This is a genomic window from Chromobacterium sp. INPA-IVC, from assembly GCF_059047085.1.
This window is the reverse complement of record NZ_JBTNLS010000006.1, coordinates 177,039-203,039: the sequence shown is the minus strand read 5'-3', so window position 1 is coordinate 203,039 and position 26,001 is coordinate 177,039. Positions and strand designations below refer to the sequence as shown.

The 26,001-nt window shown below is 65.1% G+C and carries 24 protein-coding genes; 11 read left to right on the top strand and 13 right to left on the bottom strand.

The features are described from left to right. Positions 1-11 precede the first annotated feature (11 nt). Positions 12-1,697, bottom strand: coding sequence for an HTH-type transcriptional regulator SgrR (gene sgrR, locus ACX17K_RS12685; protein ID WP_493775080.1), 1,686 nt, complete (start codon positions 1,695-1,697; stop codon positions 12-14). 86 nt (positions 1,698-1,783) lie between these two features. On the opposite strand from sgrR, the gene ACX17K_RS12680 reads away from it, so the two are divergent. Then, entirely contained in the window at positions 1,784-1,954 is a 171-nt protein-coding gene (locus ACX17K_RS12680) for a hypothetical protein (RefSeq protein ID WP_493775079.1), read from the top strand. Between the two features lie 33 nt (positions 1,955-1,987). On the opposite strand, the gene ACX17K_RS12675 is transcribed toward ACX17K_RS12680, so the two are convergent. The 5 genes from ACX17K_RS12675 to hflK form a co-directional block, all read right to left on the bottom strand. Beyond that, entirely contained in the window at positions 1,988-4,372 is a 2,385-nt protein-coding gene (locus ACX17K_RS12675) for a chitinase C-terminal domain-containing protein (RefSeq protein ID WP_493775078.1), read from the bottom strand. Between the two features lie 382 nt (positions 4,373-4,754). After that, a complete protein-coding gene (locus ACX17K_RS12670; protein ID WP_493775077.1) occupies positions 4,755-5,828 on the bottom strand; it encodes a YjbE family putative metal transport protein in 1,074 nt (357 codons plus the stop codon). Positions 5,829-5,852: 24 nt separating this feature from the next. Further along, on the bottom strand, positions 5,853-7,097 hold the full coding sequence (locus ACX17K_RS12665; RefSeq protein ID WP_493775076.1) for an NRAMP family divalent metal transporter: 1,245 nt from the start codon (positions 7,095-7,097) through the stop codon (positions 5,853-5,855). Then, positions 7,094-7,972: a protease modulator HflC gene (gene hflC / locus ACX17K_RS12660; RefSeq protein WP_231152001.1), complete on the bottom strand. Its 879-nt coding sequence runs from the start codon at positions 7,970-7,972 to the stop codon at positions 7,094-7,096. Before hflC ends, ACX17K_RS12665 begins: the two co-directional genes overlap by 4 nt. After that, positions 7,972-8,997, bottom strand: a complete 1,026-nt coding sequence (gene hflK / locus ACX17K_RS12655) for an FtsH protease activity modulator HflK (protein ID WP_493775075.1) — start codon at positions 8,995-8,997, stop codon at positions 7,972-7,974. Before hflK ends, hflC begins: the two co-directional genes overlap by 1 nt. A 190-nt stretch (positions 8,998-9,187) precedes the next feature. On the opposite strand from hflK, the gene ACX17K_RS12650 reads away from it, so the two are divergent. Both ACX17K_RS12650 and ACX17K_RS12645 read left to right on the top strand, forming a co-directional pair. Then, positions 9,188-9,403: an HP1242/YdcH family protein gene (locus ACX17K_RS12650; RefSeq protein WP_231151994.1), complete on the top strand. Its 216-nt coding sequence runs from the start codon at positions 9,188-9,190 to the stop codon at positions 9,401-9,403. Between the two features lie 124 nt (positions 9,404-9,527). Then, a complete protein-coding gene (locus ACX17K_RS12645) occupies positions 9,528-9,809 on the top strand; it encodes a hypothetical protein (protein WP_231151991.1) in 282 nt (93 codons plus the stop codon). 61 nt (positions 9,810-9,870) lie between these two features. On the opposite strand, the gene ACX17K_RS12640 is transcribed toward ACX17K_RS12645, so the two are convergent. After that, positions 9,871-10,605 carry a substrate-binding periplasmic protein gene (locus ACX17K_RS12640; protein ID WP_493775074.1) on the bottom strand — a complete coding sequence of 245 codons (735 nt, stop codon included), beginning with the start codon at positions 10,603-10,605 and terminating at the stop codon, positions 9,871-9,873. A 143-nt stretch (positions 10,606-10,748) separates the two neighbouring features. Next, positions 10,749-11,516 (bottom strand): 2OG-Fe dioxygenase family protein, encoded by a 768-nt coding sequence (locus ACX17K_RS12635; protein ID WP_493775073.1) that lies wholly within the window; start codon positions 11,514-11,516, stop codon positions 10,749-10,751. Between the two features lie 159 nt (positions 11,517-11,675). On the opposite strand from ACX17K_RS12635, the gene ACX17K_RS12630 reads away from it, so the two are divergent. Then, a complete protein-coding gene (locus tag ACX17K_RS12630) occupies positions 11,676-12,353 on the top strand; it encodes a DUF1345 domain-containing protein (RefSeq protein ID WP_493775072.1) in 678 nt (225 codons plus the stop codon). Positions 12,354-12,412: 59 nt separating this feature from the next. On the opposite strand, the gene ACX17K_RS12625 is transcribed toward ACX17K_RS12630, so the two are convergent. From ACX17K_RS12625 to aceB, 3 genes are all read right to left on the bottom strand, one after another. Further along, positions 12,413-13,024: a glutathione S-transferase gene (locus tag ACX17K_RS12625; protein ID WP_493775071.1), complete on the bottom strand. Its 612-nt coding sequence runs from the start codon at positions 13,022-13,024 to the stop codon at positions 12,413-12,415. A 101-nt stretch (positions 13,025-13,125) separates the two neighbouring features. Continuing rightward, positions 13,126-13,821 carry an SIMPL domain-containing protein gene (locus ACX17K_RS12620; protein WP_046155722.1) on the bottom strand — a complete coding sequence of 232 codons (696 nt, stop codon included), beginning with the start codon at positions 13,819-13,821 and terminating at the stop codon, positions 13,126-13,128. Between the two features lie 145 nt (positions 13,822-13,966). Beyond that, positions 13,967-15,562, bottom strand: a complete 1,596-nt coding sequence (aceB, locus tag ACX17K_RS12615; RefSeq protein WP_493775070.1) for a malate synthase A — start codon at positions 15,560-15,562, stop codon at positions 13,967-13,969. A 125-nt stretch (positions 15,563-15,687) separates the two neighbouring features. Between aceB and ACX17K_RS12610 the strand changes: the two genes are divergently transcribed. After that, positions 15,688-16,584, top strand: a complete 897-nt coding sequence (locus ACX17K_RS12610) for a LysR family transcriptional regulator (protein WP_493775069.1) — start codon at positions 15,688-15,690, stop codon at positions 16,582-16,584. Between the two features lie 81 nt (positions 16,585-16,665). Next, a complete protein-coding gene (treR, locus tag ACX17K_RS12605) occupies positions 16,666-17,370 on the top strand; it encodes a trehalose operon repressor (protein WP_493775068.1) in 705 nt (234 codons plus the stop codon). Between the two features lie 300 nt (positions 17,371-17,670). Here treR and ACX17K_RS12600 read toward each other — a convergent pair whose 3' ends face one another. Continuing rightward, a complete protein-coding gene (locus tag ACX17K_RS12600; RefSeq protein WP_493775067.1) occupies positions 17,671-17,838 on the bottom strand; it encodes a hypothetical protein in 168 nt (55 codons plus the stop codon). Positions 17,839-18,503: 665 nt separating this feature from the next. Here ACX17K_RS12600 and treP point away from each other — a divergent pair. The 5 genes from treP (at position 18,504) to bcaP (ending at position 25,206) form a co-directional block, all read left to right on the top strand. Next, positions 18,504-19,958, top strand: a complete 1,455-nt coding sequence (gene treP, locus ACX17K_RS12595) for a PTS system trehalose-specific EIIBC component (RefSeq protein ID WP_493775066.1) — start codon at positions 18,504-18,506, stop codon at positions 19,956-19,958. Beyond that, positions 19,951-21,600 (top strand): alpha,alpha-phosphotrehalase, encoded by a 1,650-nt coding sequence (gene treC, locus ACX17K_RS12590; RefSeq protein ID WP_493775065.1) that lies wholly within the window; start codon positions 19,951-19,953, stop codon positions 21,598-21,600. The genes treP and treC overlap by 8 nt, the downstream gene beginning before the upstream one ends. Before the next feature lie 105 nt (positions 21,601-21,705). Further along, entirely contained in the window at positions 21,706-22,974 is a 1,269-nt protein-coding gene (locus ACX17K_RS12585; protein WP_493775064.1) for a carbohydrate porin, read from the top strand. A gap of 112 nt (positions 22,975-23,086) precedes the next feature. Then, on the top strand, positions 23,087-23,533 hold the full coding sequence (locus tag ACX17K_RS12580; protein WP_493775063.1) for a hypothetical protein: 447 nt from the start codon (positions 23,087-23,089) through the stop codon (positions 23,531-23,533). A 275-nt stretch (positions 23,534-23,808) separates the two neighbouring features. Next, entirely contained in the window at positions 23,809-25,206 is a 1,398-nt protein-coding gene (gene bcaP, locus ACX17K_RS12575; protein ID WP_021476537.1) for a branched-chain amino acid transporter BcaP, read from the top strand. Between the two features lie 56 nt (positions 25,207-25,262). Here the strand turns inward: bcaP and ACX17K_RS12570 are convergent, their stop codons facing one another. Next, entirely contained in the window at positions 25,263-25,922 is a 660-nt protein-coding gene (locus ACX17K_RS12570) for a dihydrofolate reductase family protein (RefSeq protein ID WP_493775062.1), read from the bottom strand. Positions 25,923-26,001: the final 79 nt, after the last annotated feature.

Below are 26,001 nucleotides of genomic sequence, written 5' to 3'. Positions count from 1 at the left end.
GTTGGCGCGGCCTAGGCTTCTCCAGGGCGCAGCCAGACCGATTTGAAGTCGAACCAGCCCATGCTGTTGAGACGGAAGTCTTCTATCTGGCCCGGCCCCTTCAGGCGCAGCCAATTATGAAACAGCGGCAGCATCCAGTGCCGCCTCACAGCCTGGGCCGCCAGGCTGTGCGCCTGCTCCTCGCCGCGGCGCCAGCCGCGCAGCCATTGTTCCAGCGGCAGCGCCGGCGCCAGGCAGCGCCGCAGCAGCGGCGTGCCCAGCAGCCAGGCCGGCACCGCATAGTCTATATCGCAGCTGAAATTGACCGTGCCCAGCCATAGGTCGGCCTCTCCTTCGCCGTATTCCCAATCCTGATAGCTGCAAGTCCGGCATTCGACGGCGATGCCGTGCGGCGCCAGGCATTGTTCGATGGCGGCGGCGATCTGCCGGTATTCTGGATGCTGTTCGTAATAGGCCAGCCTAAGCGGCGGGAGGCTGGGCGCGGGGGAGGGCGTTTGCGGCTGGCTGTGGTGCCAGCGCGGCAGCAGGCCGGCCGCCGCCACCCAGAACTGGCGGGCGGCGGGCGGGGTCTGCTGCATGATGGCCAGCGGCGTCAGCGCCTGGGCCAGCCATCGCCGGATGGCGTCGTCCCGCATCAGGGGAGAGCGGCCGTCGCACAGCAGGAAATAAACACCGGTTTCCAGCGACATTTCGGTTTGCTCCTGCGCCGGCCGCGGATTGATTTCCACGGTCAGATCGCAGATGCCCTGGACGTCCAGCTCCAGCTGGTCGCCCAGCTTGGGCACCATCCAGATGTCCACCTGGTCCAGCAGCGCGCGGTGGCCGAAGTAGTCGTCGAAGGCTTGCAGCGACAGCCGGTGCGCATCGTTGATCGCCACCCGGTAGGGGCCGGTGCCGACGGGACGGGAGGCGAAGCCGGGGCGGGCGCCGTGGTCGGCCGGCAGCGCCAGCGCGGCCGGGTCGGCCAAGAGCCGGGGCAGCCGGGGATCGGGCTCGGACAGCTGGATGGCGATGCTGCGCGGCGATAGCCGGCGCATGCCCGTTAGATGGGAAAACAGGGGCTGGGTGCGCAAGCGCGCCAAGGTGGCGGCGATATCGTCCAGGCTCAGCTCGCGGCCATCGTGCCAGCGTACCCGCGGCCGCAGGTGGAAATGCCACTCTCGCTCCGAATGTTGTTCCCAGTGATGGGCGAGATCGCCTTCTATTTCCCCTTTTTCCTCGTTTAGCCGGGTCAGTCCGTTGAAGATCTGGGACACCAGATGGCGTTCGGAGCGCCTGAGCGGCGTGCCGGGCATCAGATTGGGCATCGGCCGGTAATAAGGCACGCCCAGCACCTGGCGGTCCTGGCTCCAGCGGTGGCCCAGGCGGGACAGCAGCAGCGGCGCCAGTTGCCGGGGATCGTCGTCCAGCAGCGCCACCGCCTGTTCCACCTTGCCTTGCTCCAACAGCGTTTCCGCTTGCCGTCGCTGCAGTTCCCCCACGCCGCGCAGAAAGCGCAGGCCGGAACGGCTGCCGCGGCCGGCGCGGGCATCCCATTCCAGCCAGCCCAGTCCCTGCATCTGGACCAGCAGGCTGCGCATGTGGCGGCGGGTGCAGCACAGCAGGTCGGCCAGCTGCTGCAGCGAGGCTTCGCCATCCTGGCCGGCGAAGCCCTGGCGCAGGCGGCTGTATTGTTGCAACAGGCGATTATGGCTCATAAAGGGGAAATTTGTAGGAAAAAGTCAGCAATTTTTTGTTCATGTTATCAGCGCGACAATGCGGCATCCAGCATGAGGAGTGGAATATGGAGAGCAAATCGTTGTCGCGTTTTTTACATGACTATCTGAGCGGACAGCGCCCGTTGTTTGGCATTGATCCTCAAGAGGCCTTGAGCCGCCTGAACGAGGTGATGCAATGGGATGACGAAAAAAACGGCCGGGATGAGCCGGCCGCAAGCGGAGGAACAAGGGATTGATCCGGGCCCGCGGCTGGCGCGGGCCGGGAGCGCTCAGCGCAGATAAGGCAGGTAGGGCGCTTCGTCGCGGATGGCGTAGGTTTTTCCGTTCAGGCCCACTGTGTAGTGGCTGGGGCCGGAGATCGGCAGGTAATACACCACGTCCAGCGTCACGCTTTGTCCGGCGCCCAGGCTCTGCCAGCTGGGCAGCTTCACCGACACGCGGTTGAAGTCGCCCTTCAGGCCGCCGACGTTGCTGCCGCTGTGGCCGGCGCTGATCACCTTGAGCCCGAAGCCGGACTGGTCGGCGATATTGGCCGGCGCCGAGGTCGGCACGTCGAACTGGAACTCGGTGCCGCCGGGCAGCGTGGTTTGCGAGCGGTTGACGATGGTCAGCTTGGGATTGATCGGATAGTTCTGATCGCCCAGCTTGAAGCCGCCCAGGCTGAAGCCCACGTCTATCGCCGCGGTCGGCGCCGGCGCGGCGTCGGCGCGGCGGGCGCTGACCTTGGCCGGTTGGCTGAAGGTGTTGTACAGCAGCGAGGTCAGCGTGGTGCCGATGAAGTACTCGCCCTGGCCGTTGTTGCGCTGGGCTTTCCAGTCATAGTCGCCGGCCAGTTCCCAGAACATCACGCCGCCGATGTTGTTGGCGTCGATCCAGGCCGCTTTTTGCGCGATGGACTGCTCGTCCTCGGTGGACAGGAACACGTTCTTGCTAGCGTTCCACAGCCACGGCGCGGCCAGCGCGCTGTTGTAGCTGCGCTGATAGCTGCCGGTGAGCTGGTTGATCGGCAGCGTGGTGTCGATGCCGTAAGAGGCGAGGTAGCTGCCGGCCAGGCCTTTCTCCAGGTTCTTGGCGTGCCACATCGGGTTGGAGCCGCCCGGGATCTCCTTGCCGCTGTCGTCCAGGTCGTGCCAGATGTTGTCGATCCCCACCGCGCCGTCGCCGCATTCGGTCAGGCCGGTCGGGCAGTTGCTGCCCACCGAGCTGCCCCACAGGCCGTTGCTGCCGCCGGTGACGTTTTTCCAGCCGCGGGTGTAGTAGGGCACGCCCATGTTGACGCGCGAGGCCGGCAGGCCGCCGCGGTAGTAGTGGTAGGCCCAGTCGGTGTTCAGGTAGCCGATATTGCCGTACTGCGGCGTGCTGTACACGTTCCAGAACGCCAGTTCGGCATCCTTGCCGTCATCGTACAGCGCGGCGTTGGGGCCGACGAAACGGTTCCAGGCGCCGTGCAGGTCGTACGACATCACGTTGACGAAGTCCAGATACTTCAGGCCCTGGAAGGTTTCCATGCCGCGCAGCAGGTAGCCGGAGGCCGGCACCGCGGCGGTGATCTGGTAGTAGCGGCCGTCTTGGGCGGCGGCGCGGTCCAGGCGGTCGCGCAGCGTCTGCAGCAGCGCCACATAGCCCTTGGTCAGTGAGCCCAGGCGGGCGTTGGAGAAGCTCCAGTCCAGCGGGTTGCCAGCGTTGTTCATCGAGGTCGGGTATTCGAAATCGATGTCGACGCCGTCGAAGCCGTATTTGCGCAGGAAGGCGACCGCGGAGTCGGAGAAGGCGTTGATGCCGGCCTGGTTGACGGTGCCGTCGGCGTTGACGGTCATGCTGTAGAAGCCGCCGCTGGCCACGCGCTTGCCGCTGGCGTCGAAGTAGCCGCCGGTTTCCGCCCAGCCGCCCACCGAGATCAGCGTCTTCACGCCCGGGTATTTGCGTTTGTACTGGGTCAGCAGGTTGAAGTGGCCCTTGTACGGCAGGCTGGCGTCCATTTCGGCGCCGGCCACGCCTGGCCAGGTCATGTCGGTGGCTGGATTGCCCGGCGCGGCGTCGTTGACCGACAGCTTGTTGTCGCCGTCGACATGGGCGAAGGCGTAGTTGATGTGGGTGAGCTTGTTCCAGGGGATGTCGCTGGCCAGATAGGCCGGGCTGCCGTCCTTGCCGGTGCGCCAGCTGGTGAAGTAGCCGATGATGCGGCGGCGGCTGCCGTTGGCCAGCTGTTCCGAGCCGCCCTGCTTGTAAACCGCGCAGTAGGGAACGTCCACGCCCTGGGTCTGCGCCAGCGCCTCGGGCCGGCACAGCGCGTTGCCGGTGGGCGCGGGCACCTGCACCAGCGGCGGATCGACCGGCGGTGGATTGCCGCCGCCGCCGCACTGGCCGATCAGCTGCCAGGGGCTGGCGTCTCCGGCGGAGGGCGTATTGCCCTGGGTCCACCATTTGGCCTGCCAGGTCTGATTCTGGTAGCTGACGCGCTGGCCGCCGGTATAGACGGCGGTGGCGTTCCAGGCCGGGTCGGCGCAGCTGCTGTCTGCGGTCTTGAGCAGATAGGAGGCGGAATGCGTCGCCGGGAACGGGGCGCCGGATGGCACGGTGCCGGCCACCAGCGCGACGCCGCCTATGGCGCCGGCCGCGAGGCCGCTTTTCACAAGCATCAGGGTCTTGCTCACTCGGTATCTCCCTATTGTGATTGGGTGCGAAACAAGCGTTGTGAGTTGTATTGAAGTGGTATTGCAAGTTGGAATGTAGCGACTAGGATAAAAAATGACCCTGTACTTTTTTACAGGTCGATCTTGTAATTAATAACTTTCAGATTGAATTGGCTTTATTAATCAATTTTGATTATTAGAGGAAAAGCACTAAATGACATTGTCTTTGATTGGGATGGGTAAAGGCTTGTAGGGCGAGATTCTGCAAGCCTTGAGGTGCTGGCTGGGGATGGGGAGAGAGGGAGGTCGGGCGCGCTGGCACCGGCCTTGGTTTCAAGCACGGCTGGTCATCAGGTCAGTGAGTCTGTCCTGAATGTGTTGCATACCAGATACATACCAGATGTCAGGGATGGGGCGATGGCGCGCGATGGTGAGGCGCGGGCAGCAGGCCCTGGCTGAGCAGATGCCAGGCCAGCCACAGCAGCACCAGCGCGCCTAGCGCCGCGGCGAGGCAGACCAGCAGTTTGAGCGCGGGGCTGAGGCGGGAGTCGTTCCGTTCGCCGCTTTGCCGCGGCTCGGCCGGGACAGGCATCGGGGGCGAAAGCGTTTCCGCCGCGATGGCGGTTTCTGCGGACGGGACCAAGGGGAGGGCGGCTGGAGTCTCGGCAGGCGCCGAAGCCGGAATGGCTTCGGCCGGGCCTGAGCCTGTTCCGGCATCGCCCAGGCTGGCCAGCTTGCGGACCAGGGGAGCGAACAGCGGCAGGGGAGGCGGCGAGGCGGGCAGCTTGGCCCGCTGTTCGCGGACGATGCGGCTTTGCAGCAGCACGAAGCCCGCGCCCATAAGCGGCGCCATGACCAGCAGGGCCGGCACCTGGCTGGCCACCCAGTCGCCCCACAGCGCGTCGCTGGCGGCCAGGCCGCCGGCCAGCCAGCCCAGCACGGCGGCGCCGGCCGGGATCAGCAGCGGGTAGTCGTCCATCAGCTTGGAGAGCAGCAGGCTGCCGTACATCAGCAAGGGCACGCTGAGCGCCAGGCCCAGCAGCAGGAACAGCGCGTTGCCTTGGGCGGCGGCGGCCAGCGCCACCACATTGTCCAGGCTCAGCGCCAGATCGGCGCCCACCACCAGCATCACCGCGTTCCACAGTTGCTGGCTGTGGCCGGCCCGTTCCGCCAGCGCCTCGCCGCCGCCGTCTTCGTCTCCGCCCAGCAACAGCTGGATGGCGATGGCCAGCAGGATGACGGCGCCGATCAGCTTCAGCATCGGCACCCGCAGCAGCGCGCCGGCGGCGGCCGCCAGCAGCAGGCGCAGGACGATGGCGAAGCCGGTGCCCCACAGCACGGCGCGGCGGCGCAGCGCCTCGGGCAGCGAGCGGCAGGCCAGCGCGATCACCAGCGCGTTGTCGCCGCTGAGGATCAGGTCCAGGAAGGAGACCTGGAAGGTCAGGCTCAGCGAGTGGGCGAGGCTGTCGGGTTCCATACCGTATTCCTTGAGGGGCGGGCCTCAGCCCAGGCTGCCGACGATGCCGGCGTAGAGGCTGAAGCCGGCGAGCAGCAGCAACAGCGGCGCCAGCGCCATCCGGTAGCGGCGGCTGGGCGCCAGCGGCGCGGGCAACTCGCGGCAGGCCAGCCAGTACAGCCCGGCCAGCATGACGGGCAGCAGCAGCGCGTTGGCCACCGAGGTGACGATGGACAGCTTGACCAGGTTGATGCCGGAGGCCACCAGCGCGCCGGCGCCGGCCAGCATCGCGGCGAAGCCGCCGTAGAACCAGGGCGCGTCCAGCGGATGTTTTTCCAGCGAGTCGCGGCGTCCGGCCAGCTCGCCCAGCGTCCAGGCGCTGGTCAGGCAAACCACGATGGCGGCGACCAGCGCGCCGCCGCCCAGCGCCAGCGCGAACAGCAGGCGGCCGCCGGTGGGGCCGAGCAGGCGGGTGAAGCCGCCGGCGATCTCGGGGATGCTGTCCAGGCTCTGGCCGCCCGCGCCGTTGCCGAAGGCCGCGGCGGCGGCGATCAGGATGCCGGCGGTGATGATCTGGCACAGAATGGCCCCTAGCAGCGTGTCCATCCGCGCCGGCTTCAGGTCGTCCAGCGTCAGACCCTTGTCCAGCATCGCCGACTGCTGATAGCTGAGCGTCCACGGCATCACGCAGGTGCCGATGTTGGCGGCGGCCAGCAGCAGGAAGTCATGGTTGCCCAGCGGCAGGCTGGACAACTGCGCCGCCATCTGGCCGGGATCGGGGTGGGCCAGCCAGGCTTCGGCCAGGAAGGCCAGTTCGAATACGCCCAGGCAGATGGCGATGCGCTCCACCGAGCGGTAGCTGCCGCTGCACACCATGGCCAGGATCAGCGCGCACAGCAGGGTTATGGTCTGCCAGGCCGGGATGCTGAACAGCTGGCCGATGCCGGCCAGACCCGCCAGCTGGGTGGCCAACGCGCCCAGGCAGCTCAGCAGCAGCACGGCGGCGGAGGCCTGCTCGGCGCGGCGGCCCCAGCGGCGGCGGACCAGCTCGCCGTAACTCAGCCCGGTGCCCAGCGCCAGCCGTATCGTCAGCTCCTGCGCCAGATACAGGAAGGGAATCAGCACGAACAGCAGCGGTAGCATGCGGTAGCCCCAGTGCGCGCCGCTCTGGGCGGCGGCGATCACGCTGCCGGTTTCGGTGTCGGCCAGCATCACCACCAGGCCGGGGCCGAGCGCGGCCAGCAGATGGCGCAGCGTGGAGGCTTGCAGCGGCATGTCGGCTCCGTTCATGGCTTGCCGCCCGCGGGGCCGGTTTTCAGGTCATGCAGCAGCGCGGAGTCGGGCGACAGCACCAGCGTCGGCGCGGAGTCGGCCAGCGACTGGCGGTAGGTTTGCAGCGAGCGGTAGAACTTGTAGAACTTCGGGTCCTTGCTGAAGGCCTGGGCCAGGGTGCGGCCGGCGTCGGCGTCGGCTTCGCCGTGGATGATGGCGCTTTGCCGCTGCGCCTCGGACAGGATCACGGTGCGGTCGCGCTCGGCCTTGGCCTGGATCTGCTGCGCCCATTCCGCGCCCTGGGCGCGCAATTCCTTGGCCTCCTGCTGGCGGGCCGATTTCATCCGGTCGTAGATGGCCTGGCTGGTTTCCAGCGGCAGGTCGGCGCGGTGCAGCTGCACCTCGGTCACTTCCAGGCCCAGCGGACGGGCGCGCTCCGCCACCTCCTGCTGGATGCGGGCGACGATGGCGCGCCGGCCGGGAGACAGCAGGTCGGTCAGCGGCGCCTTGCCCAGCTCGCGCCGCAGCGAGGTGCTGACCAGCTGGGTGAGCTGGGCGCGCGCCTGTTCCTCGGTGCGCAGCGCCTGGTAGAAGCGCAGGGTGTCGGCGATGCGGTAGCGGGTGTAGGTTTCCACTTCCAGCCGCTTCTCGTCGCCCAGAATCACCTGCTCCGGCGGCGGCGCCAATATCTGCAGCCGGGTGTCGTAGTACTGCACGCTGTCCACCAGCGGCAGCTTGAATTTCAGCCCCGGCTCGCCGTCCACGTTGACCGGCGCGCCCAGCCGCACCACCAGCGCCTTCTGTCCCTCGTTCAGCGTGTATTGGGCCGACAGCGCCAGCCAGACGGCCGCCAGGCCCGCCGCCCAGCCGATTCCGCGCCATTGCTTGTCCATCAGCGGTTCTCCTTGCCGGCCTTGGGCTTGTCTTGCAGTTGCAGCAGCGGCAGCACGCCGGCGCCGCTCTTGCCGCTGCCGTCTATCACCACCTTGCTGGCTTTCTTCAGCATGTCGTCCATGCTTTCCAGGTACAGCCGCCACGCGGTGACGTCCTTGGCCTGGGCGTAGGTCTGGTACACCGAGTCGAAGCGTTTGGCTTCGCCCTGGGCCAGGTTGACCACCTGGCTGCGGTAGGCCTCGGCCTCCTGGCGGATGCGCTCGGCCTCGCCGCGCGCCTTGGGCAGGATGTCGTTGCTGTAGGCCTGGGCTTCGTTGCGCGCGCGCTCCTGATCGGCGCGGGCGCGCTGCACGTCGTTGAAGGCGTCGATCACCGCCGCCGGCGGGTCCACCCGCTGCAGCTGCACCTGAGTGATCAGGATGCCGGCCTGCTGCGCGTCCAGCCGCTGCTGGATCAGGCCGCGGGCCTCTTCGGCCACTTGCTGGCGGCGGTTGGACATCGCCGCCTGGATCGGCGTGCGGGAGATCACTTCGCGCAGCGCGCCTTCGGCGGTGATGCGCAGCGCTTCTTCCGGCTTGTTGGCTCGGAACAGGAACTGGCCGGCATCCTTGATGCGCCAGAACACCGCGCAGTCGGCCTCGACGATGTTCTCGTCGCCGGTCAGCATCTGCTTCTCGCGCGGGTCGGCGGCGTCGGGCGGGCCGCTTTCATACAGATTGGCCAGCTTCAGCTGCTTGATCTGAGTGACCTTGGGCAGCTGGATGGTCTCCACCGGCCAGGGCAGGTGGTAGTGCAGGCCGGCCGAGGTGGTGTCGCTCCAGCGGCCGAAGCGCTGCACCACGCCCTGCTCGTCCGGCTCCACGCGGTAGACGCCGGAGGCCAGCCAGAGGATGGCGACGATGCCGGCGAGCAGCGCCAGGCCCTTGCCGCGCATGCCCAGCAGTTCCAGCGTGTAGTCCAGCCGCTGCCGCAGCGCGGCCAGCGGGGAGGGAGAGGGCGGTGTCGGGAGACGGGTGTTGGGCATGTCGGGCTTGTCCTGATTTTAACCATGCTTGCTGTCGGGTTTAACGCGGCAAATGCCGGAAGGATGACAAGGAGCGCAGATTTAGGGATGCGGCAATGCCTGAGACAGATCAAATGAAGCCGAGCGCACGGGCGTTAGCATGAAGTCATGGCCGGCGGCGCCGGCCCCACCCACCGCGAAGGAGATGCCGATGTTTCCCGAATACCGTGAACTGATCACCCGCCTGAAAACCGAGGACACGCATTTCGCCCGCCTATTCGACAAGCATAATCAGCTGGACCAGCAGATCAAGAACATGGAAGAGCGCATCCTGTCGGCGACGCATGAAGAGATCGAAACGCTGAAGAAGGAAAAACTGAAGCTGAAGGACGAGCTGTACACGCTGCTGAGGGCCCGCGCCTCCTGATTCGCAGGCGAGGCGGAGATCCGAAAGCCGGCCGTTTGCGCCGGCTTTGCGATTTCCGGCCTGCAAATCGGCAGAGTTGAGACTAATACTAATAAAACAACTCTATGCCCCGGGGAAGGTTTCCATGCATTTCGACGAGATCCAAAGCAAGCATTTCGTTACCCTCAGCCGCACGCCGCTGCCGCATACGCTGATCGAGCAGGCGCTGGTCGCGATGGGAGGAGGCGGGAACGATGGCATGAATTTCCGCAAGCAGGCGCTGGCCGCCGCCGGCTGGAGCCATGACGGTCTGGTGCCGTTCGCCAAGCATCCGGACAAGGCCGCGGAGGCGTTCAACCGCCTGCGGGAGGCGATGGCCGGGGCGGAGTCGCCCGACGCCTTGTTGAAGGCGCTCGGCGCCGAGTAAGCGTCGCCGGTTTTCGCCAACGCCCCGAGTGGATGCCGCCGGGGCGTTTTCGCGCGCGGCGTCAGTCGTCGCGATAACGGCGGCGGATGGCTTGCAGCCGTCCGTCGGCGCGCACCCGCTCCAGCGCGGCCTGCAGCCGGGCCGTCTGTTCCGGCGGAGTCTGCGGATTCAGGGCGAACCAGTACTGCAGCTTGCCGTCCAGCAGCCAGGCGGGGGAAACGTTCTTTTCCGGCAGCCGCTGCTGGCGCATCTGCCAGGCCATCGCCCAGTCCAGCATCGCCACCAGGTCCACTCGCTTCAGCAACAGTTTTTTCAGATTCACTGCGTCGCTCTGGCCCAGGTCCAGATTCTGGCCGCTTTGCAGTCCCAGCGCTTGCAGCTGGTTGGCGGAGGCCGAGCCCGCCAGCACGCCGTTGCGGTAGCGCACCAGGTCGCTGGCGGCGTCGACGCGGATGTCGCCGCGTTTGTCCAGACGGTACATGTAGATGCGGCGCGAGCCGATGGGACCCACCCACTGGAACTGGGCTTCGCGCTCCGGCGTGCGCACCACGGTGTAGAGCAGGCCGCCCGGGGTATCCCTGGCCTTGGCGTAGGCGCGCAGCCAGGGCAGCACCTCTATCGTCAGATTAAGCCCCGCCTCGCGCGCCACCAGCTGCAGCACCTCGGTGGAGTAACCCTTCACGCTGCCGTTGTCCAGGTAGTTCAGCGGCGGAACGTCTTCGGTATAGGCATGGAGCTCCGCGGCCGGCGCGCAGCCGAACCAGCAGGCCGCCATCAGCGCCAGCATGCTTTTCATCACGGTCCACTCCATCCGGCTTGTCGTCGCCATTGTTTACATCAGCATAGGCCAAGAAGATTACCATTTGGCGTGGCCGGCGCATGTCCCGATGCCGCGCCGGCGCGCCTGGCCTCCGGCGGAGATGGGGTGGCGGGAGAAGGTCAGCGGCGGCGGAAGCTGATCAGTAGCACGTCGCGGTTGCCGTCGCGGGATGGATCCAGCTGGCTGACCGGAGTGACGCCGTGCAGCACGCGCTCGTCGTTGACCAGCGCGATGTCCAGCGGATCGGTCAGCGTGAACGAGGCGAGCGGCTGCTTTTCCAGATTGAACAGCTCGGTGGCGCCGCTCACCAGATTGTGGCGCTTGACCATCATCATCATCAGGAAGTGCACGCCGTCGCGGTGGACGCCTTCCGGCGTGGGCCAGCCGGGCTGGCGGTTCCGCGTTTCGATGCGGAATTGGTGCGCTTCGATGTGCCATGGCGTGTACGGCGATAATTGGCCGAAGATGGCGCAACCCAGGCTCAGCGCGGCCTGCATGGTGGCGCCGTGCAGGATTTCGTTGCGTATCGGCTCGAAATGGCGCGGCACGCCGCCATTGAGCGGGTTGTACAGTTTGCTCTGATAATGCGGGCGGTGGGCTTCGGCGCGCGCGGCGCGGGCGGACGGTTCGGCGCTGAGCGTCGCGTGCAGCCGTTTGCGGTAGCGCCCGCCATCCGCCATGAACTTGTCCTGCTGCAGATGGTTCCAACTGTCCTGAAAGGCCGCCCAGTCAGCCAATGCGCCCGGAAAGCGTTGCAGTAGGGAACGGCTTTGCTCCGCCGGCAGCAGGCAGAAATCGTGCAGCGCCAGGCGTTGGCAGATCTGCTCCAGCTGCGGTTCGGGGTGGGGCGGGGTTTGAGGGTGGTGGGCGGCGAGTGCCGAGCTCATGATCTCTCCAATGGTTCTTGTGCTTGTAGTCTGAATTCTGCTGTAACTGAATCGAAAAGAGAAATATTTTATGCAATATGAATTTAATCTGCGGCGATGCCCGCCCAATAGTCTGGGGGGCGCGTGTTGCGCGCATTCGACACGGGAGGATATTCATTGATGACGAGCTTGCTTCGCCGTTTCGTTCTGGCGCGCATGGTGCTGGCGCGGCCCAGGCTGGCCTGGTCGGCGCTGTTCGGCCTGCTGGCGATCGTGGTCTTGCCGCATGTCGTGGCGATCCACGACGTCACGCGCTACATCGTCGGTTGGAACGCCGGCGCCTGGCTGTACCTGGGGCTGGTCGGCTGGATGATGTTCGGGACCGGGCGCAAGCAGATACGGCACTGGGCCAGGGTGGAGGACGAGGGGCAGTGGCTGGTGCTGCTGCTGGTGTGCCTGGCGGCGGCGGCCAGCCTGTCGGCCATCGTGATGGAGCTGGCGGTGGTGAAGGACATGCATGGCTGGCTGCGCGCCGCCCATATCGTGCTGGCGGTGTTGACGCTGCTGTCCTCGTGGGCGTTCACCCATGTGATGTTCGCGTTGCACTACGCGCGCGGTTTCTACGCCAGGGAGGCGCATGGCTTGCCGGGAGGATTGGAGTTTCCCGGCACCCGGCAGCCGGATTATGAGGATTTCCTGTATTTCGCCTTCATCATCGGCACCTCGGGCCAGACCGCCGACGTCAGCTTCACCGACGGCAGCCAGCGCCGCACCGGCACCGTGCACTGCGTGCTGGCCTTTTTCTTCAACGCCACCGTGCTGGCCTTGATGATCAACATCGCCGCCGGTTTGATCTGAGCGGCCGACAATGCGAAACGCCACCGCGTGCGGTGGCGTTTTTTATCCGAAGGCGAGGCTCAGGCGACCGGCGGCTCGGTGTCCTGGAACGACTGGCGGGCATGGAGGCGCTGCAGCAGCGCGTCCAGATTGGGGTGGGCGGCGCGCCAGTCGATTTCCGGCGCGCGGAAATCCAGATAACCCAGGCAGCAGCCGACGGCGATGTCGGCCAGGCTGTAGCCGTGGCTGGTGCACCATGGCTTCTCGCCCAGGTCCTCCGACAGGGTGGCCAGTCCGCGCAGGATTTTGCCGCGCTGGCGCTCCACCAACTCCTCCATCTGCTTCGCCGGCGGACGGCGGCGCTCCAGCACGATGGCCACCATCGCGTCGATGATGCCGTCGGCCAGCGCTTCCCAGCGGCGGGTGAGGATGATTTGTCGATTGTCCTGCGGCAGCAGGCGCGACACCGGCGAGCTGTTTTCCAGGTATTCGACGATCACGCGGGAGTCGTACAAGGTGGAGCCGTCGTCCAGCTCAAGCACCGGCACCTTGCCCAGCGGGTTGTACTCGGTGACGCGGGTATCCGCGTTCCAGGGCACGTCCTCCTCCAGCGGGCAGTCGATTTTCTTTTCAGCCAGCACGATGCGCACCTTGCGGGCATAGGGGCTGGTCAAAGAGGCGATCAGTTTCATGTTAGGAGCGATGGCGAGGGATCGGAAGATGACGCCGGCCCCGAGACGGGGCCGGCGAGCGCAGTGCTTACTTTAGCGCAAGCGGGCGGGGGCTGAAAGCCTTACTTGAGTTCAACCTTGCCGCTGACTTGCAGTTGCAGCTGGGTCTGGCCCGGCTGCAGGTCGGGCTGGCTGACGTTGGACTCGGCCCCCGCCATCGCCGCCTTCATCATCATGACCGGCGGCCGGAAGCCGTGGTTTTGCTGGCCGATGTCCAGTTGCTGGATGTTGACCGTGTTCTTGCCCAGCGCGCGCGCGGCCACTTCCGCCTGGTTCTTCAGATTGGAGATGGCCTCGGGAATCATGCTTTGCTCGGCCTTGCGGCGGGCCTCGTCGGAAACGCCGAACTGCACGCCCTCCAGCAGCATGGTCTGCTGCAGCTTGGAGATCAGTTCGGCGGCCTGGGCGAAGTCCTTGCTCTTCAGCTGGATCTCGGAACGGCCTTGCCAGCCGGTGATCTTGCCGTTCTTGTCGTAGCTGGGCCAGGTGCTGTAGCTGCCGCTGGACAGCTGCACGTCCTTGTAGCCGCGACCGATGGCCATGCCGTTGGCGGTGGCCTTGTTCAGCCTATCGGCCAGCACGGCGGCCTGGTTGTTGCTTTGTTGCACATACAGGGTGGCGCTGATCTGGTCGTTGGCCACGTCGCGCTGGGCGCTGGCCGACAAATTGAGCTGCACGCCGTCGGCGGCGGAGGCCAGCGGCGCGGCGCCTGCCAGCATGAAACACAGCAGCATGGGCTTGATTCGGTTTTTTCTCATTTCGGCTCCTGGGCTGGATGTGAGGGAAGTAGACTCCGCTTCGATCGGCTTGGCAAGCGCAGGTTCCGTGCCTGCGGATGCCGCCGCCGTGGGCAAAAATGCCAAAAGGCCCCGGAAGGGGCCGTTCGGATCGCCGGATAATCAATCAGGCGATGTACTCGTAGCCCGGCAGCGTCAGGAATTCGACGAAGTCGTCCGAGGTGGTCAAGAGGTCGAACATCTTGGCCGCGTCTTCGTATTGCCGGGTCCAGCGCGCGCCGTATTCGGCTTGCAGCTTGGCCACTTCGCGGGCCTGCAGCTCGCGGAACAGCTCAACCGTCACCTTGCGGCCGTCGTCCAGCACGCCTTTGGGCGAGCGTATCCACTGCCAGATCTGCGAACGCGAGATCTCGGCGGTGGCGGCGTCTTCCATCAGGTTGTGGATGGGCACGCAGCCGTTGCCGGAAATCCAGGAACCCAGGTACTGGATGCCGACGTTGATGTTCATGGCCAGGCCGGCTTCGGTGATCGGCGCTTCCGGCTGGAAGTTCAGCAGGTCGGCGGCGGAAACCTGCACGTCCGGGCGCTGCTTGGCGATCTGGTTCGGCGCGTCGCCCAGCGCCGCGGTGAACGCCGCGTCGGCGATCGGCACCAGGCCCGGGTGGGCCACCCAGCCGCCATCGTAGCCGTCGGTGGCGTCGCGGTCTTTGTCGGCCTTGACGCCTGCCAGCGCCTTTTCATTGGCGTCGGCGTCGTTCTTGATCGGAATCAGCGCCGCCATGCCGCCGATGGCCGGCGCGTCGCGGTGGTGGCAGGTTTTCAGCAGCAGCAGCGCGTAGGCGCGCATGAAGGGCACGGTCATCGTGATCAGCGCGCGGTTGGCCAGGCAGAAGTCGCGGTTCTGCTTGAACTTTTTGATGCAGCTGAAGATGTAATCCCAGCGGCCGGCGTTGAGGCCGGCGGAGTGCTCGCGCAGCTCGTAGAGGATTTCGTCCATCTCGAAGGCGGCGAGGATGGTCTCGATCAGCACCGTGGCCTTGATCGTGCCTTGCGGGACGTTCAGCTCATTCTGGGCGAACGCGAAGACGTCGTTCCACAGGCGCGCTTCCAGATGGCTTTCCATCTTGGGCAGGTAGTAATAGGTGGCACTGCCGTTTTCGCGCAGGTAATGGATGTTGTGGAAGAACGACAGGCCGAAGTCGAACAGGCTGCCGGACACGATCTCGCCGTCCACCTTGACGTGCTTTTCCATCAGGTGCCAGCCGCGCGGGCGCAGCAGCAGGGTGGCGACGGTATCGTTCAGCCGGTACTGCTTGCCTTCCGGGCTCTGGTAGGAAATGGTCTTGCGATAGGCGTCGCGGACATTGATCTGGCCGGCGATCTGGTTGTCCCAGCTCGGGCAGTTGGAGTCCTCGAAGTCGGCCATGAAGCTCTTGGCGCCGGAATTCAGCGCGTTGATCATCATCTTGCGCTCCACCGGGCCGGTGATTTCCACGCGGCGGTCCAGCAGGTCCTGCGGCAACTGCGCGATCTTCCAGCCGCCAGCGCGCACGGCTGCGGTTTCCGGCAGGAAGTCCGGCAGCTTGCCGGCGTCCAGCTCGGCCTGGCGCGCGGCGCGGGCGGCGATGCGTTCGCGCCGGGTCGGCTCGAAGCGGCGATGCAGCTTGGCGACGAAAGCCAGCGCCTCGGGAGTGAGGATTTCGGCGTAGGCCGGAGTGATGTCGGCGAGAACTTCCACGCCCTGCGGGAGATTGACTGCCATGCGCGCGCTCCTTGGTAGGGGAAATGACATGATGATGCTGCAATGCAATGTTTGACAGTCTATTCGCCATCCAAGTAAAAAGAAATGGCATGAAAAACATAACATTTTTTACTTTTAGGTAGCTAATGAGCGAGCTGAAGCAGCTGGAGACCTTTGTCGCCGTGGTGGGACTGGGCAGCTTGTCGGCCGCAGCGCGGCAGCTGGGCGTGGTGCCAGCCATGGTGGGCCGGCGCCTGGACGCGCTGGAAGAGCGGCTGGGCGTGCGCCTGTTGGCGCGCACCACCCGCAGCGTCACGCCGACGCAGGAAGGCGAAGCGTTTTACGAGGACTGCCAGCGGATACTGGCCGATCTGACAGAAGCCGAGGCTGCGGTGGCGTCCGGCAGCGGCAGGGCGCGCGGCCATCTGCGCTTGTCCGCGCCGGCCGGCTTCGGCCGCCGTCACGTGGCGCCGCATGTCGCCGCTTTCCAGCGCCTGCATCCGGAGGTGAAGGTGACGCTGGACCTGTCCGACCGGCTGGTGGACCTGCAGCGCGACCGCGTCGACTGCGCCATCCGCATTTCCGACCTGTCCGATTCCGGCCTGGTGGCGATCCGGCTGGCGGAAAACCATCGCGTGGTGGTGGCGTCGCCCGCTTATCTGGCCATCCGCGGCGCGCCGCGGGCGTTGGACGATTTGCAGCATCACCAATGCCTGTCGCTGGGCGAAAGCCAGAGCCGCGGCTGGAGCTTCGTGGTGGACGGCAAGCCGGTGAATCTGAAGGTATCCGGCGCGCTGGAGTGCAACGACGGCGCGGTGCTGCACGACTGGGCGCTGCAGGGTCTGGGTCTGGCCTGGCGCTCGCTGTGGGAGGTGAAGGACGATCTGTCCGAAGGCCGGCTGGCGACGGTGCTCGACGATTTCTCGTCGCCGGACTACCCGGTGTACGCGGTGGTGCTGCAGCGCAAGCTGCTGCCGGCCAGGGTGCGGCATTTCATCGAACACCTGAAAGCCGCCTACGCCGCGCCAGGCTATTGGGATTGAGGGCGGTTTGCCGCGCCGGCCGCGGCTTGCTAAGGTAGGGCCTCGCCGCGCAGGGGGCGCGCGCACAAGAAGACAAACAACGTGAACAAATACCATCAGATCTATTCCGACATCGTCGCCGACATCGACAACCGGCGCTACGCCCAGGGCGAACGCATCCCGTCCGAATCCGAGCTGATGCACAGCTACGACGCCAGCCGCGGCACCGTGCGCAAGGCGGTGGACATGCTGCAGGAGCGCGGCTATGTGCAGAAAATCCACGGCAAGGGCATGTTCGTGCTCAAGCCAGGCAATATCGAATTCCAGCTCAGCGGCATCGTCAGCTTCCAGGAAATGAACGAGCGCATGGGGCGCAAGGTGGTGTCGCAAGTGGCGGAGCTGGCGGCGCAGCCCGCCGACGCGCTGTTAGCCCAGGCTACCGGCTTGGCCGAGGGCACCAGCATGGTCAAGATCAAGCGGGTGCGCAATATCGACGGCGAGAATGTGATCCTGGACATCAACCACTTCGTGGCCGGCCTGGTGCCCGGCCTGAACGCGGACATCGCCGCCGGCTCCATCTACCGCTACATCGAGCAGGATCTGGGGCTGACCATCAGCTACGCCCAGCGCATCATCGAGGCCCAGCCCTGCAACGACGACGACCGCCGCTACCTGGACCTCAACGGGATGGACCACGTGATCGTGGTCAAAAACCTGACCCACCTCTACGACGGCCGGCTATTCGAATACACCGAATCGCGGCATCGGCTGGACAAGTTTTATTTCACGGATATTGCGAGGCGCTAGTATTTCCCCTCAGTGCGAGGGTATGCAGAGTTTTGTGTGAGAGGATTTTGGGCAGGGGAAAGGGGAAATGGGCCACGTTTAATTTCATCTCGCTGAATTGATGGAAATTGTGGTCTGTTCCCCTTTTTTCGTCCAAGCCGAGGCATTGCTTTTTATCCGCTTTGCAATCAAGTGAACCGCTTTCGGCTATGCATGACGCTTGCGCGATAGACACGGCCGCAATGGCAAGTATCAGTCGAATGGCTCCGCCTAACGTTGAAATTACCCGTTGGCGTTAGCCCGTCTAGGGTGAATAAGGTGTTAGGGTTTAGGTAGCCCGGTTTTAACGCGTAAGCGTACAAAATTTATCCTGGCTTTTTCATATGCCAGCCAAGCTAAACGATCCTCTGCAAGTAAATTGGCCGCTTTTAAAATAGCCTCGCCAGTATTGAGTCCTCCTGCAACTAACCCGAATCGTGCTTCGAACATTTTCCATGTGTCGTTAAAGCCTAGTGGTGCATGAAGTGTAAGGGCATGACGGAGACTCATGTACCGCAGCCCATTTGGCAGCGTTTCATTTCTTGCGTTACGAATATCAGTCCAAAAAGTCACGGTAGCGCTAGTACCTGGATTAAGCCGCGCGGCGAAGCGACGTCAGCTTGAATGAATTGTTAGGCCTCGACCACATGGAGGGCACGAGCCAACTGGTACACATTGTCGGAAGCCTCGGTGAGCATTTTCATGAGGGCGTTAATGTGGCCATTGTGTCAAGGAAGCATACCACGTACCTCGAATATTGCCATGATGGTGCAACTCGGCGGAACGCCCAGCTTTGCCGAGATTCCGCGCCTACAGCAGATGATCTTTCGTAGGCTGGATGCCCCGCATGGGCGATCCACCGCTGATAGCAGAATGGATCGAATGAGTCAGGCCCGGCGCGGAGTGATCCGCCCGGGCCTTCTCTTTGCCGCTGTTGCGAAATGGCGGCAGTCGGTTTGACTTTTCGCAAACTCGTACAGACGAGTGTTGACCGGCTTGTATGTACGAGTTAACTTGCCCCCAGTTGTTATGTAGACAATCACCACAAACAGGCGGATTTCCGGCATCGTTGCCGGAAGCAAACCCACCGCCGCAACAAGGGACAGGGAGGGACGATGAGTCACGACTATCAGGCGATCGCCGCGCGGATACTGGAAAACATCGGCGGCGCGGGCAATATCCGCCAGGCGGCGCACTGCCTCACCCGGCTGCGCATCTCTTTGCACGACGAATCCAAGGTGAATGGAGACGCGCTGCGCCAGGTGGCGCTGGTGAAGGGGCACTTCAGCAATGCCGGGGTGTTCCAGATCGTGATCGGCGCCGGCGACGTGGACCGTGTCTACGCCGAGATGGTGAAGCAGGGCAGCGTGGCCCGCGCCACCATCGCCGACGTCAAGGCCAGCGGCGACGCCAAGCAGAACCGGCTGCAGCAGCTGGTGAAGGTATTCTCGGACGTGTTCATGCCGATATTGCCGGCCATCGTCATCGCCGGCCTGCTGATGGGCGCCAACAATCTGTTGGGCGCCAAGGGCATGTTCATCGCGGACCAGAGCCTGCTGGACGCCTACCCGGGCCTGTCCGGGCTGTGGGGGCTGATCAATATGATGGCCAACACTTCCTTCGTGTTCCTGCCGGCGCTGGTGGGCTGGTCGGCGGCCAAGCGCTTTGGCGGCAGCGAGATTCTCGGCATCGTGCTGGGCCTGTTGCTGGTGCATCCGGACCTGCTTAACGCCTGGAATTACGGCAAGGCGGCGGCCGGGCTGGACGGCGCGTCGGTGCCTTACTTTGATCTCTTTGGCCTGCGTATCGAAAAAGTGGGCTATCAGGGCCAGATTCTGCCTATCCTGGCCGCCGCCTGGGTGATGTGCCGCGTCGAGCTGTGGCTGCGGCCGCGGGTGCCCAACGCGGTGCAACTACTGGTGGTGCCCATCGTCACCATCGCGGTCAGCGGCTTCCTGGCGCTGGCGGTGATCGGCCCCTTGGCCCGCCACCTCGGCATCGCCGTCACCGACGCGCTGGTCTACGTGTTCAACCTGGCGCCGTGGCTGGGCGCGGCCTTGTTCGGCGCGCTGTACGCGCCGCTGGTGCTGACCGGCATGCACCACATGTTCATCGCGGTGGATCTGCAACTGATTGCCAGCCAGGGCGGCACCTTCATCTGGCCGATGATCGCGCTGTCCAATATCGCGCAGGGCAGCGCCGCGCTGGCGATGTTCTGGCTGGCCAGAAACGCCAACGACAAGAACATGGCGTCCACCTCGGCGGTGTCGGCCTTCTTCGGCATCACCGAGCCGGCGATGTTCGGCGTCAATCTGCGCCACAAGCTGCCGTTTTACGCGGCGCTGGCCGGCTCCGCCTGCGCGGCGGTGCTGATCAGCCTGGGCCACGTCAAGGCGTCGGCGATCGGCGTCGGCGGTCTGCCGGCCTTCATCTCCATCATTCCGCAGTACATCCCGCTGTTCCTGGCGGGCATGCTGGTGGCGCTGATCGTGCCCTTCGGCCTGACCTGGCTGCTGGCGCGCCGCCAGTTGGCCGCGGCCGCCCAAGCGGAGGCCGCGCAGCATGCCTAAGGACATGAAACAGGCGGTGGTGTACCAGATCTACCCCAAGAGCTTCAGCAGCCACCGCAACCAAGCCACCGGCGACCTGCTGGGCGTGGCGGACCGGCTGGATTATCTGGCCTGGCTGGGTGTGGACTATTTGTGGCTGACGCCGTTCTACCGCTCGCCGCAAAACGACAACGGCTACGATGTCAGCGACTACTACAGCATCGATCCGGCCTACGGCAGCATGGAAGACTTCGAACTGCTGCTGGCCGAGGCCAGTCGGCGCGGCATCGGCGTGATGCTGGACATCGTGGTCAACCACACTTCCACCGAGCACGCGTGGTTCCAGCAGGCGTTGCAGGGCAGGGACAACCCCTACCGCGATTTCTACATCTGGCGCGACGCGCCCAACAACTGGCAGTCCAAGTTCGGCGGCAACGCCTGGGAGAAAGACGAAGCCAGTGGCCAGTATTACCTGCACCTGTTCGACAAGACCCAGGCCGATCTGAACTGGGACAACCCGGCGCTGCGCCAGGCGGTATTCGAGATGATGCGCTTCTGGCGCGACAAGGGTGTGGCCGGCTTCCGGCTGGACGTGATCAACCTGATTTCCAAGGACCCGGCCTTCTCCGAGGACGATAGCGACGGCCGCCACTTCTACACCGACGGTCCGCGCGTGCATGAATACCTGCAGCAGATGCACCGCGAAGTGTTCGATGGCCATGAGCTGATGACGGTGGGCGAGATGTCGTCCACCTCGCTGGAGCACTGCATCGCCTATAGCCGCCCGGAGCGGCGCGAGCTGAGCATGACCTTCAACTTCCACCATCTGAAGGTGGATTATCCGGACGGCGAGAAGTGGCGGGCGGGCGAGGTGGATTTCATCGCGCTCAAGCGCATCCTGTCCGACTGGCAAATCGGCATGCACGCCGGCGGCGGCTGGAACGCGCTGTTCTGGTGCAACCACGATCAGCCGCGCGCGCTGTCCCGTTTCGGCGACGGCGGCCGCTGGCGCACCGAGTCCGCCAAGATGCTGGCTACCGCGCTGCATGGCCTGCAGGGCACGCCCTATATCTACCAGGGCGAGGAGATCGCCATGGCCGATCCCGGCTTCAGCGACATCGGCCAGCTGCGCGACGTGGAAAGCCTGAACGCCTATCGCCAGCTGTTGGCGGAGGGCTATGCCGACGCCGAGGCGATGGCGGTGATCCGCCAGCGCTCGCGCGATAACGCCCGCACGCCGATGCAGTGGGACGACGGCCCGCACGCCGGCTTCAGCGCGGCCGAGCCGTGGATAGGCGTGGCGGCGGACGCGGCCGAGATCAATGTCGCCGCCGCCATCGGCGACAAGCATTCCGCGTTGCATCACTACCGCCGCTTGATCCAGCTGCGCAAGCAGTACCGGGTGTTCGCCGACGGCGACTACCGCTGCCTGACGCCCGACCATCCCAGCTTGTGGGCCTACACCCGCCGCGGCGACGGTGAAATGCTGCTGGTCATCAACCACTTCGGCGCCGACAACATCCATTACCAGCCGCCGCCGGACGCCGTGCCGGAGGGCTGGGCGCTGGAGCTGTTGCTGTCCAACCACCCGCCGCATGCCGATGGCCAGCTGAGGCCCTGGCATTCGCTGCTGTATCGGGCCGCGCCGCCAAGCGTTTCTTAACCGCCCCCGCACCCGAATACCGCTTTCATGCCGGCCGCCAGGCCGGCAGGGCGGAGCTTTGCCCGCGCCAGGCGCGCGACCATCGATAAATACAAGGAGACAAGAATGAGGACGAAAACAATAAGCTGGCTGTGCGTGCTGTTGCCGTTGGGGAATGCTCTGCCGGCCTGGGCGGACGATGCGCCCGCCGCCGCGCCGGCGCCGCAGATCAGCGCCGAGCAGTTGAGCGGCGCGGTGAAGAAGGCGCTGGACGACATGGGCTTTCAGTTCGACGGCTATCTGCGCAGCGGCTTCTACGGCAGCGCCGGCGATAATCTGCCCAAAGGCCAATACCAGCTGGGCGGCGATCTGCAGCATTTCCGCCTGGGCAACGAGGGCGACACCTATATTGAGTTCGGCGTCGGCAAGAAATGGACATTGGGCAACGGCGTCAGCTGGGGCGCTTACGTGATGCCCACCATCTACAACGGCAAGACCAGCGCCTCGCAGGTCTATGGCTACATCAGTGGGCTGGAATTCGCGCCCAATCTGACGCTGTGGGCCGGCCAGCGCTACCACCGCGTCCAGGACATCCATATTCTGGACAACTGGCTGATGCAGGACGGCGACAACTACGGCGCCGGCGTGGACGGCATCGCCGTCGGCAGGGCCAGGCTGAACCTGTCGGTGTCCTCGTCCGGCAGCTACGCCAACAACAACGCCACGCCCAACAACGCGCGCCGGGCCAATTTTCAGCTGACGGGCATCGAGACTAACCCGGGCGGCAAACTGACGCTGACCGGCGCGGCGATAGGCGGCGATTTCGCCATCGGCAAGCCCGGCGCGGCGCTGGGCCTGCTGCACAATCAAAAGGATTTCCTGGCTCAGGGCGTCAATAATTCGCTGTTCCTGCAAACGTCCACCGGCCACGCGTCGCTGTCCGGCCAGTTCTACAATCTGGACAGCAACGGCGCGGCGCAGGCCGGCGCGCGGCAGAATCGCATCGCCGAAGTGGTGGACTGGCAGCGCGGACGCTTCGGCGGCCAGGCGGTGCTTGGCTGGCAGACGACGGCGCCGGACAACGCCGCCAAGTACCGCGATTCCACTTTGGGCGGCAGGCTGTCCTACGGCGTGGCGGCCAACGTCAAGCTGCTGACCGAGATCGGCCTGACCCGGCGCAATGCCGATGACCAGCCTGCGCAGCAACTGAACAAGGCCACGCTGGCGGTGGCGTTCTCGCCGAATACGGACTTTTGGACCCGGCCGGAGCTGCGGGTGTACGCCAGCCATTACAACTGGAACAACGCGGCGGCGCAGGCCAATCTGACCACTTTCGCCGCCAATGGCCGCACCCACGCCAATACCTTCGGCGTGCAGCTGGAGGCGTGGTGGTAAACGCGGTTTGAGCAGTTTTGCAAACGATTGTTTACGGTGCCGCGGCGAGAGTCGCGGCACTTTGTCGTTTGGGGGTAGTCTGTCTGGCATGACGAAATATCGGGAGAGGGCGATGAGCGGTTTGCTGACGGGCGGTTTGGCCGCCTTATTGCTGGTTTCCGGCCTGGCCTGGGCGGACATCGGCGATTCCGCGGCGTCGGCGCCTCGCGTCCGGCTGGAGTGCCTGCCCGACGGCGACGGCGCCGACTGGCATGGCTGGCTGTTCGCCAGGCTGGCGCTGCGCGGGCTGGAGGAGGGGCCGCCGCCGGGCTGGCGGCTGTGTTTCGCCGAGGAGCAGCGGCAGCAGTGGGTGGATCAGCCGATGGACTGGCGTTACGACGGCTATTGGCGGCAGCCGCCGTACCGGCTGGAGCAATGGGCCGAGCTGAGCCTGACGGTGAAGGGCGAAGATGGCGCGGTATTGTGGAGCGGCCGGGAACGGCTGGGCGATGGCGACAACCATCGCGCCAAGTTGGAGCAGGCCGCCAGACGGCTGGTGGACAGGATGCCGCTGCCGTAAATTGTCCTTGATATGACTATTGATTATTTGCTTGTAAGATATTGGTGTTTTCCCGTATTGTGACCGCAGCCTCCTGCGGTAGTATCGATGGCCTCCGCGAGCATGACCTGCACATGGCAGACAAGACAGGGCAGCCGCAGAGGGACAAATCAGATCACAAACAGCCGAATCCGAGTATGAGGCGCCCGCCTGGACAGCGGGCGTCTTGTCGTTTCAGCGCCGCCGCCATGTACGGCGGCGCGGACCGGTGCGGGCAAGATACGGGATAGTAGACAATGAGTTTGATGCGCAAGAAGAGCGTGCAAGGCATGTTGGCCGCCGCTCAGACTTCGCGCGGGCTGCGAAAAGAGCTCTCCGCGTTCGACCTTACCATGCTGGGCATCGGCGCCATCATCGGCACCGGGATTTTCGTGCTCACCGGCACCGGCGCCACCATCGCCGGCCCCGGCCTGGTGCTTTCCTTCGTCATCAGCGCCTTCGCCTGCGGCTTCGCGGCGATGTGCTATGCCGAATTCGCCTCCATGCTGCCGATTTCCGGCTCCACTTACACCTATGCTTACGCCACGCTGGGCGAGCTGATCGCCTGGATCATCGGCTGGGACCTGCTGCTGGAATACCTGCTGGCCTCGTCGGCGGTGTCCGTCGGCTGGTCCGGCTACTTCCAGAGCCTGTTGTCCGGCTTCGGCGTCACGCTGCCGCAGGCGCTGACCGCCGCCGCCGGCTCGGTGCCGGGCAAGGAAACCTTGTTTAATCTGCCGGCCTTCTGCATCGCGATGATCATCACCGCGCTGCTGGCCTTCGGCATCAAGGAGTCCAAGCGCGTCAACAATATCGTGGTGCTGATCAAGGTGGCGGTGGTGGTGCTGTTCATCGCCATCGGCGTGTGGCACGTGAAGCCGGCCAACTGGGAGCCGGCGTTGCCGTTCGGCTTCTCCGGTGTGTTCCACGGCGCCGCCATCGTGTTCTTCAGCTTCATCGGCTTCGACGCGGTCACCTGCGCGGCGGAAGAAGTGAAGAACCCGGCCAAGGACATCCCGCGCGGCGTGATCTGGTCGCTGGCGGTGTGCTCCATCCTGTACGTGGTGGTGGCCGCCATCATGACCGGCATCGTGCCCTATATGCAGTTCGCCGGCGTCGACCACCCGGTGTCGCTGGCGCTGCAGGTGGCCAAGCTGGACTGGTTCGCCGGCTTCGTCGACCTGGGCGCCATCCTGGGCATGATGACGGTGATCCTGGTGATGACCTACGGCCAGACCCGAATCCTGTTCGCGATGAGCCGCGACGGTCTGCTGCCCAAGATCTTCTCCGAGGTGAACCCGAAATACGGCACGCCGTACAAGGCCACCTGGCTGATCGGCACCATCATCGCGCTGCTGGCCGGCTTCGTGCCGCTGCACACGCTGGCCGAGCTGGTGAACATCGGCACCCTGGCCGCGTTCGCGCTGATCGCGCTGTCGGTGATCGTGCTGCGCAAGCGCGAGCCGGATCTGCCGCGCAAATTCGTCTGCCCGGCGGTGCCGACCATTCCGGCGCTGGCCATTCTGTGCTGCGGTTTCCTGATGACCCAGCTGTCGCTGCTGACCTGGACCTGCTTCGCCGCCTGGCTGATCATCGGCTTGGTGGTGTACTTCGGCTACTCGCGGCGCAATTCGCTGCTGCACAATCCGGCCTGATTAAGGCCGTGCGCGAAAAAGCGGAGCCCATGGGCTCCGCTTTTTTGTTTTCCGCCTCAGGCTGGCGTGTCAAGCCGGCGCAGCAGCAGGTGGCAGGCCCGCTCGCCCGGCAGCTGTTCCGCGCATTGGTAGCCGAGCGCGGGCAGGTCCAGCCCGGCGAACAAGGCCTCGCCGCGTCCCAGCAGCGTGGGCGCGATGGCGAGGTGCAGTTCGTCGATCAGGCCGACGCGTAGGCATTGCCGCACCGTGTCGACGCCGCCGCCCAGCCTCACGTCCCGGCCGGCAGCCGCTTCGCGGGCCCTCTCCAACGCGGTCTGGACGCCGTCGGCGACGAAGTGGAAAGTCGTCCCGCCCTTCATGACGAGAGTCGGGCGGGGGTGATGGGTCAGCACGAACACTTGAGTGTGGTAGGGCGGCTCCTCGCCCCACCATCCTTTCCATTCCAGATCGGGCCAGGGGCCGCGCACAGGGCCGAACATATTGCGTCCCAGTATCCAGGCGCCGACATTGTCGAAACCCCGTTCGATGAAATCGTTGTCGACCCCGGTTTCGCCGCTGATGCCGTCACCGTGCAGGCGCTGGAAGGCGGAGGTGGCGAACGCCCACTGGTGCAGGGCCATGCCGCCGATGCCCAGCGGGTGGTCCAGACTCTGTTCCGGTCCCGCGCCGAAACCGTCTATGGACAGTGAAAAGCAGGCTACGCGCAGCTTGCCCATCGCGTTCTCCATTGGTGGAAAAATCAAGCCATGTCGGATTTATAGACGCGGAAGCGGGATGAAAAAACGCCGCCCATTG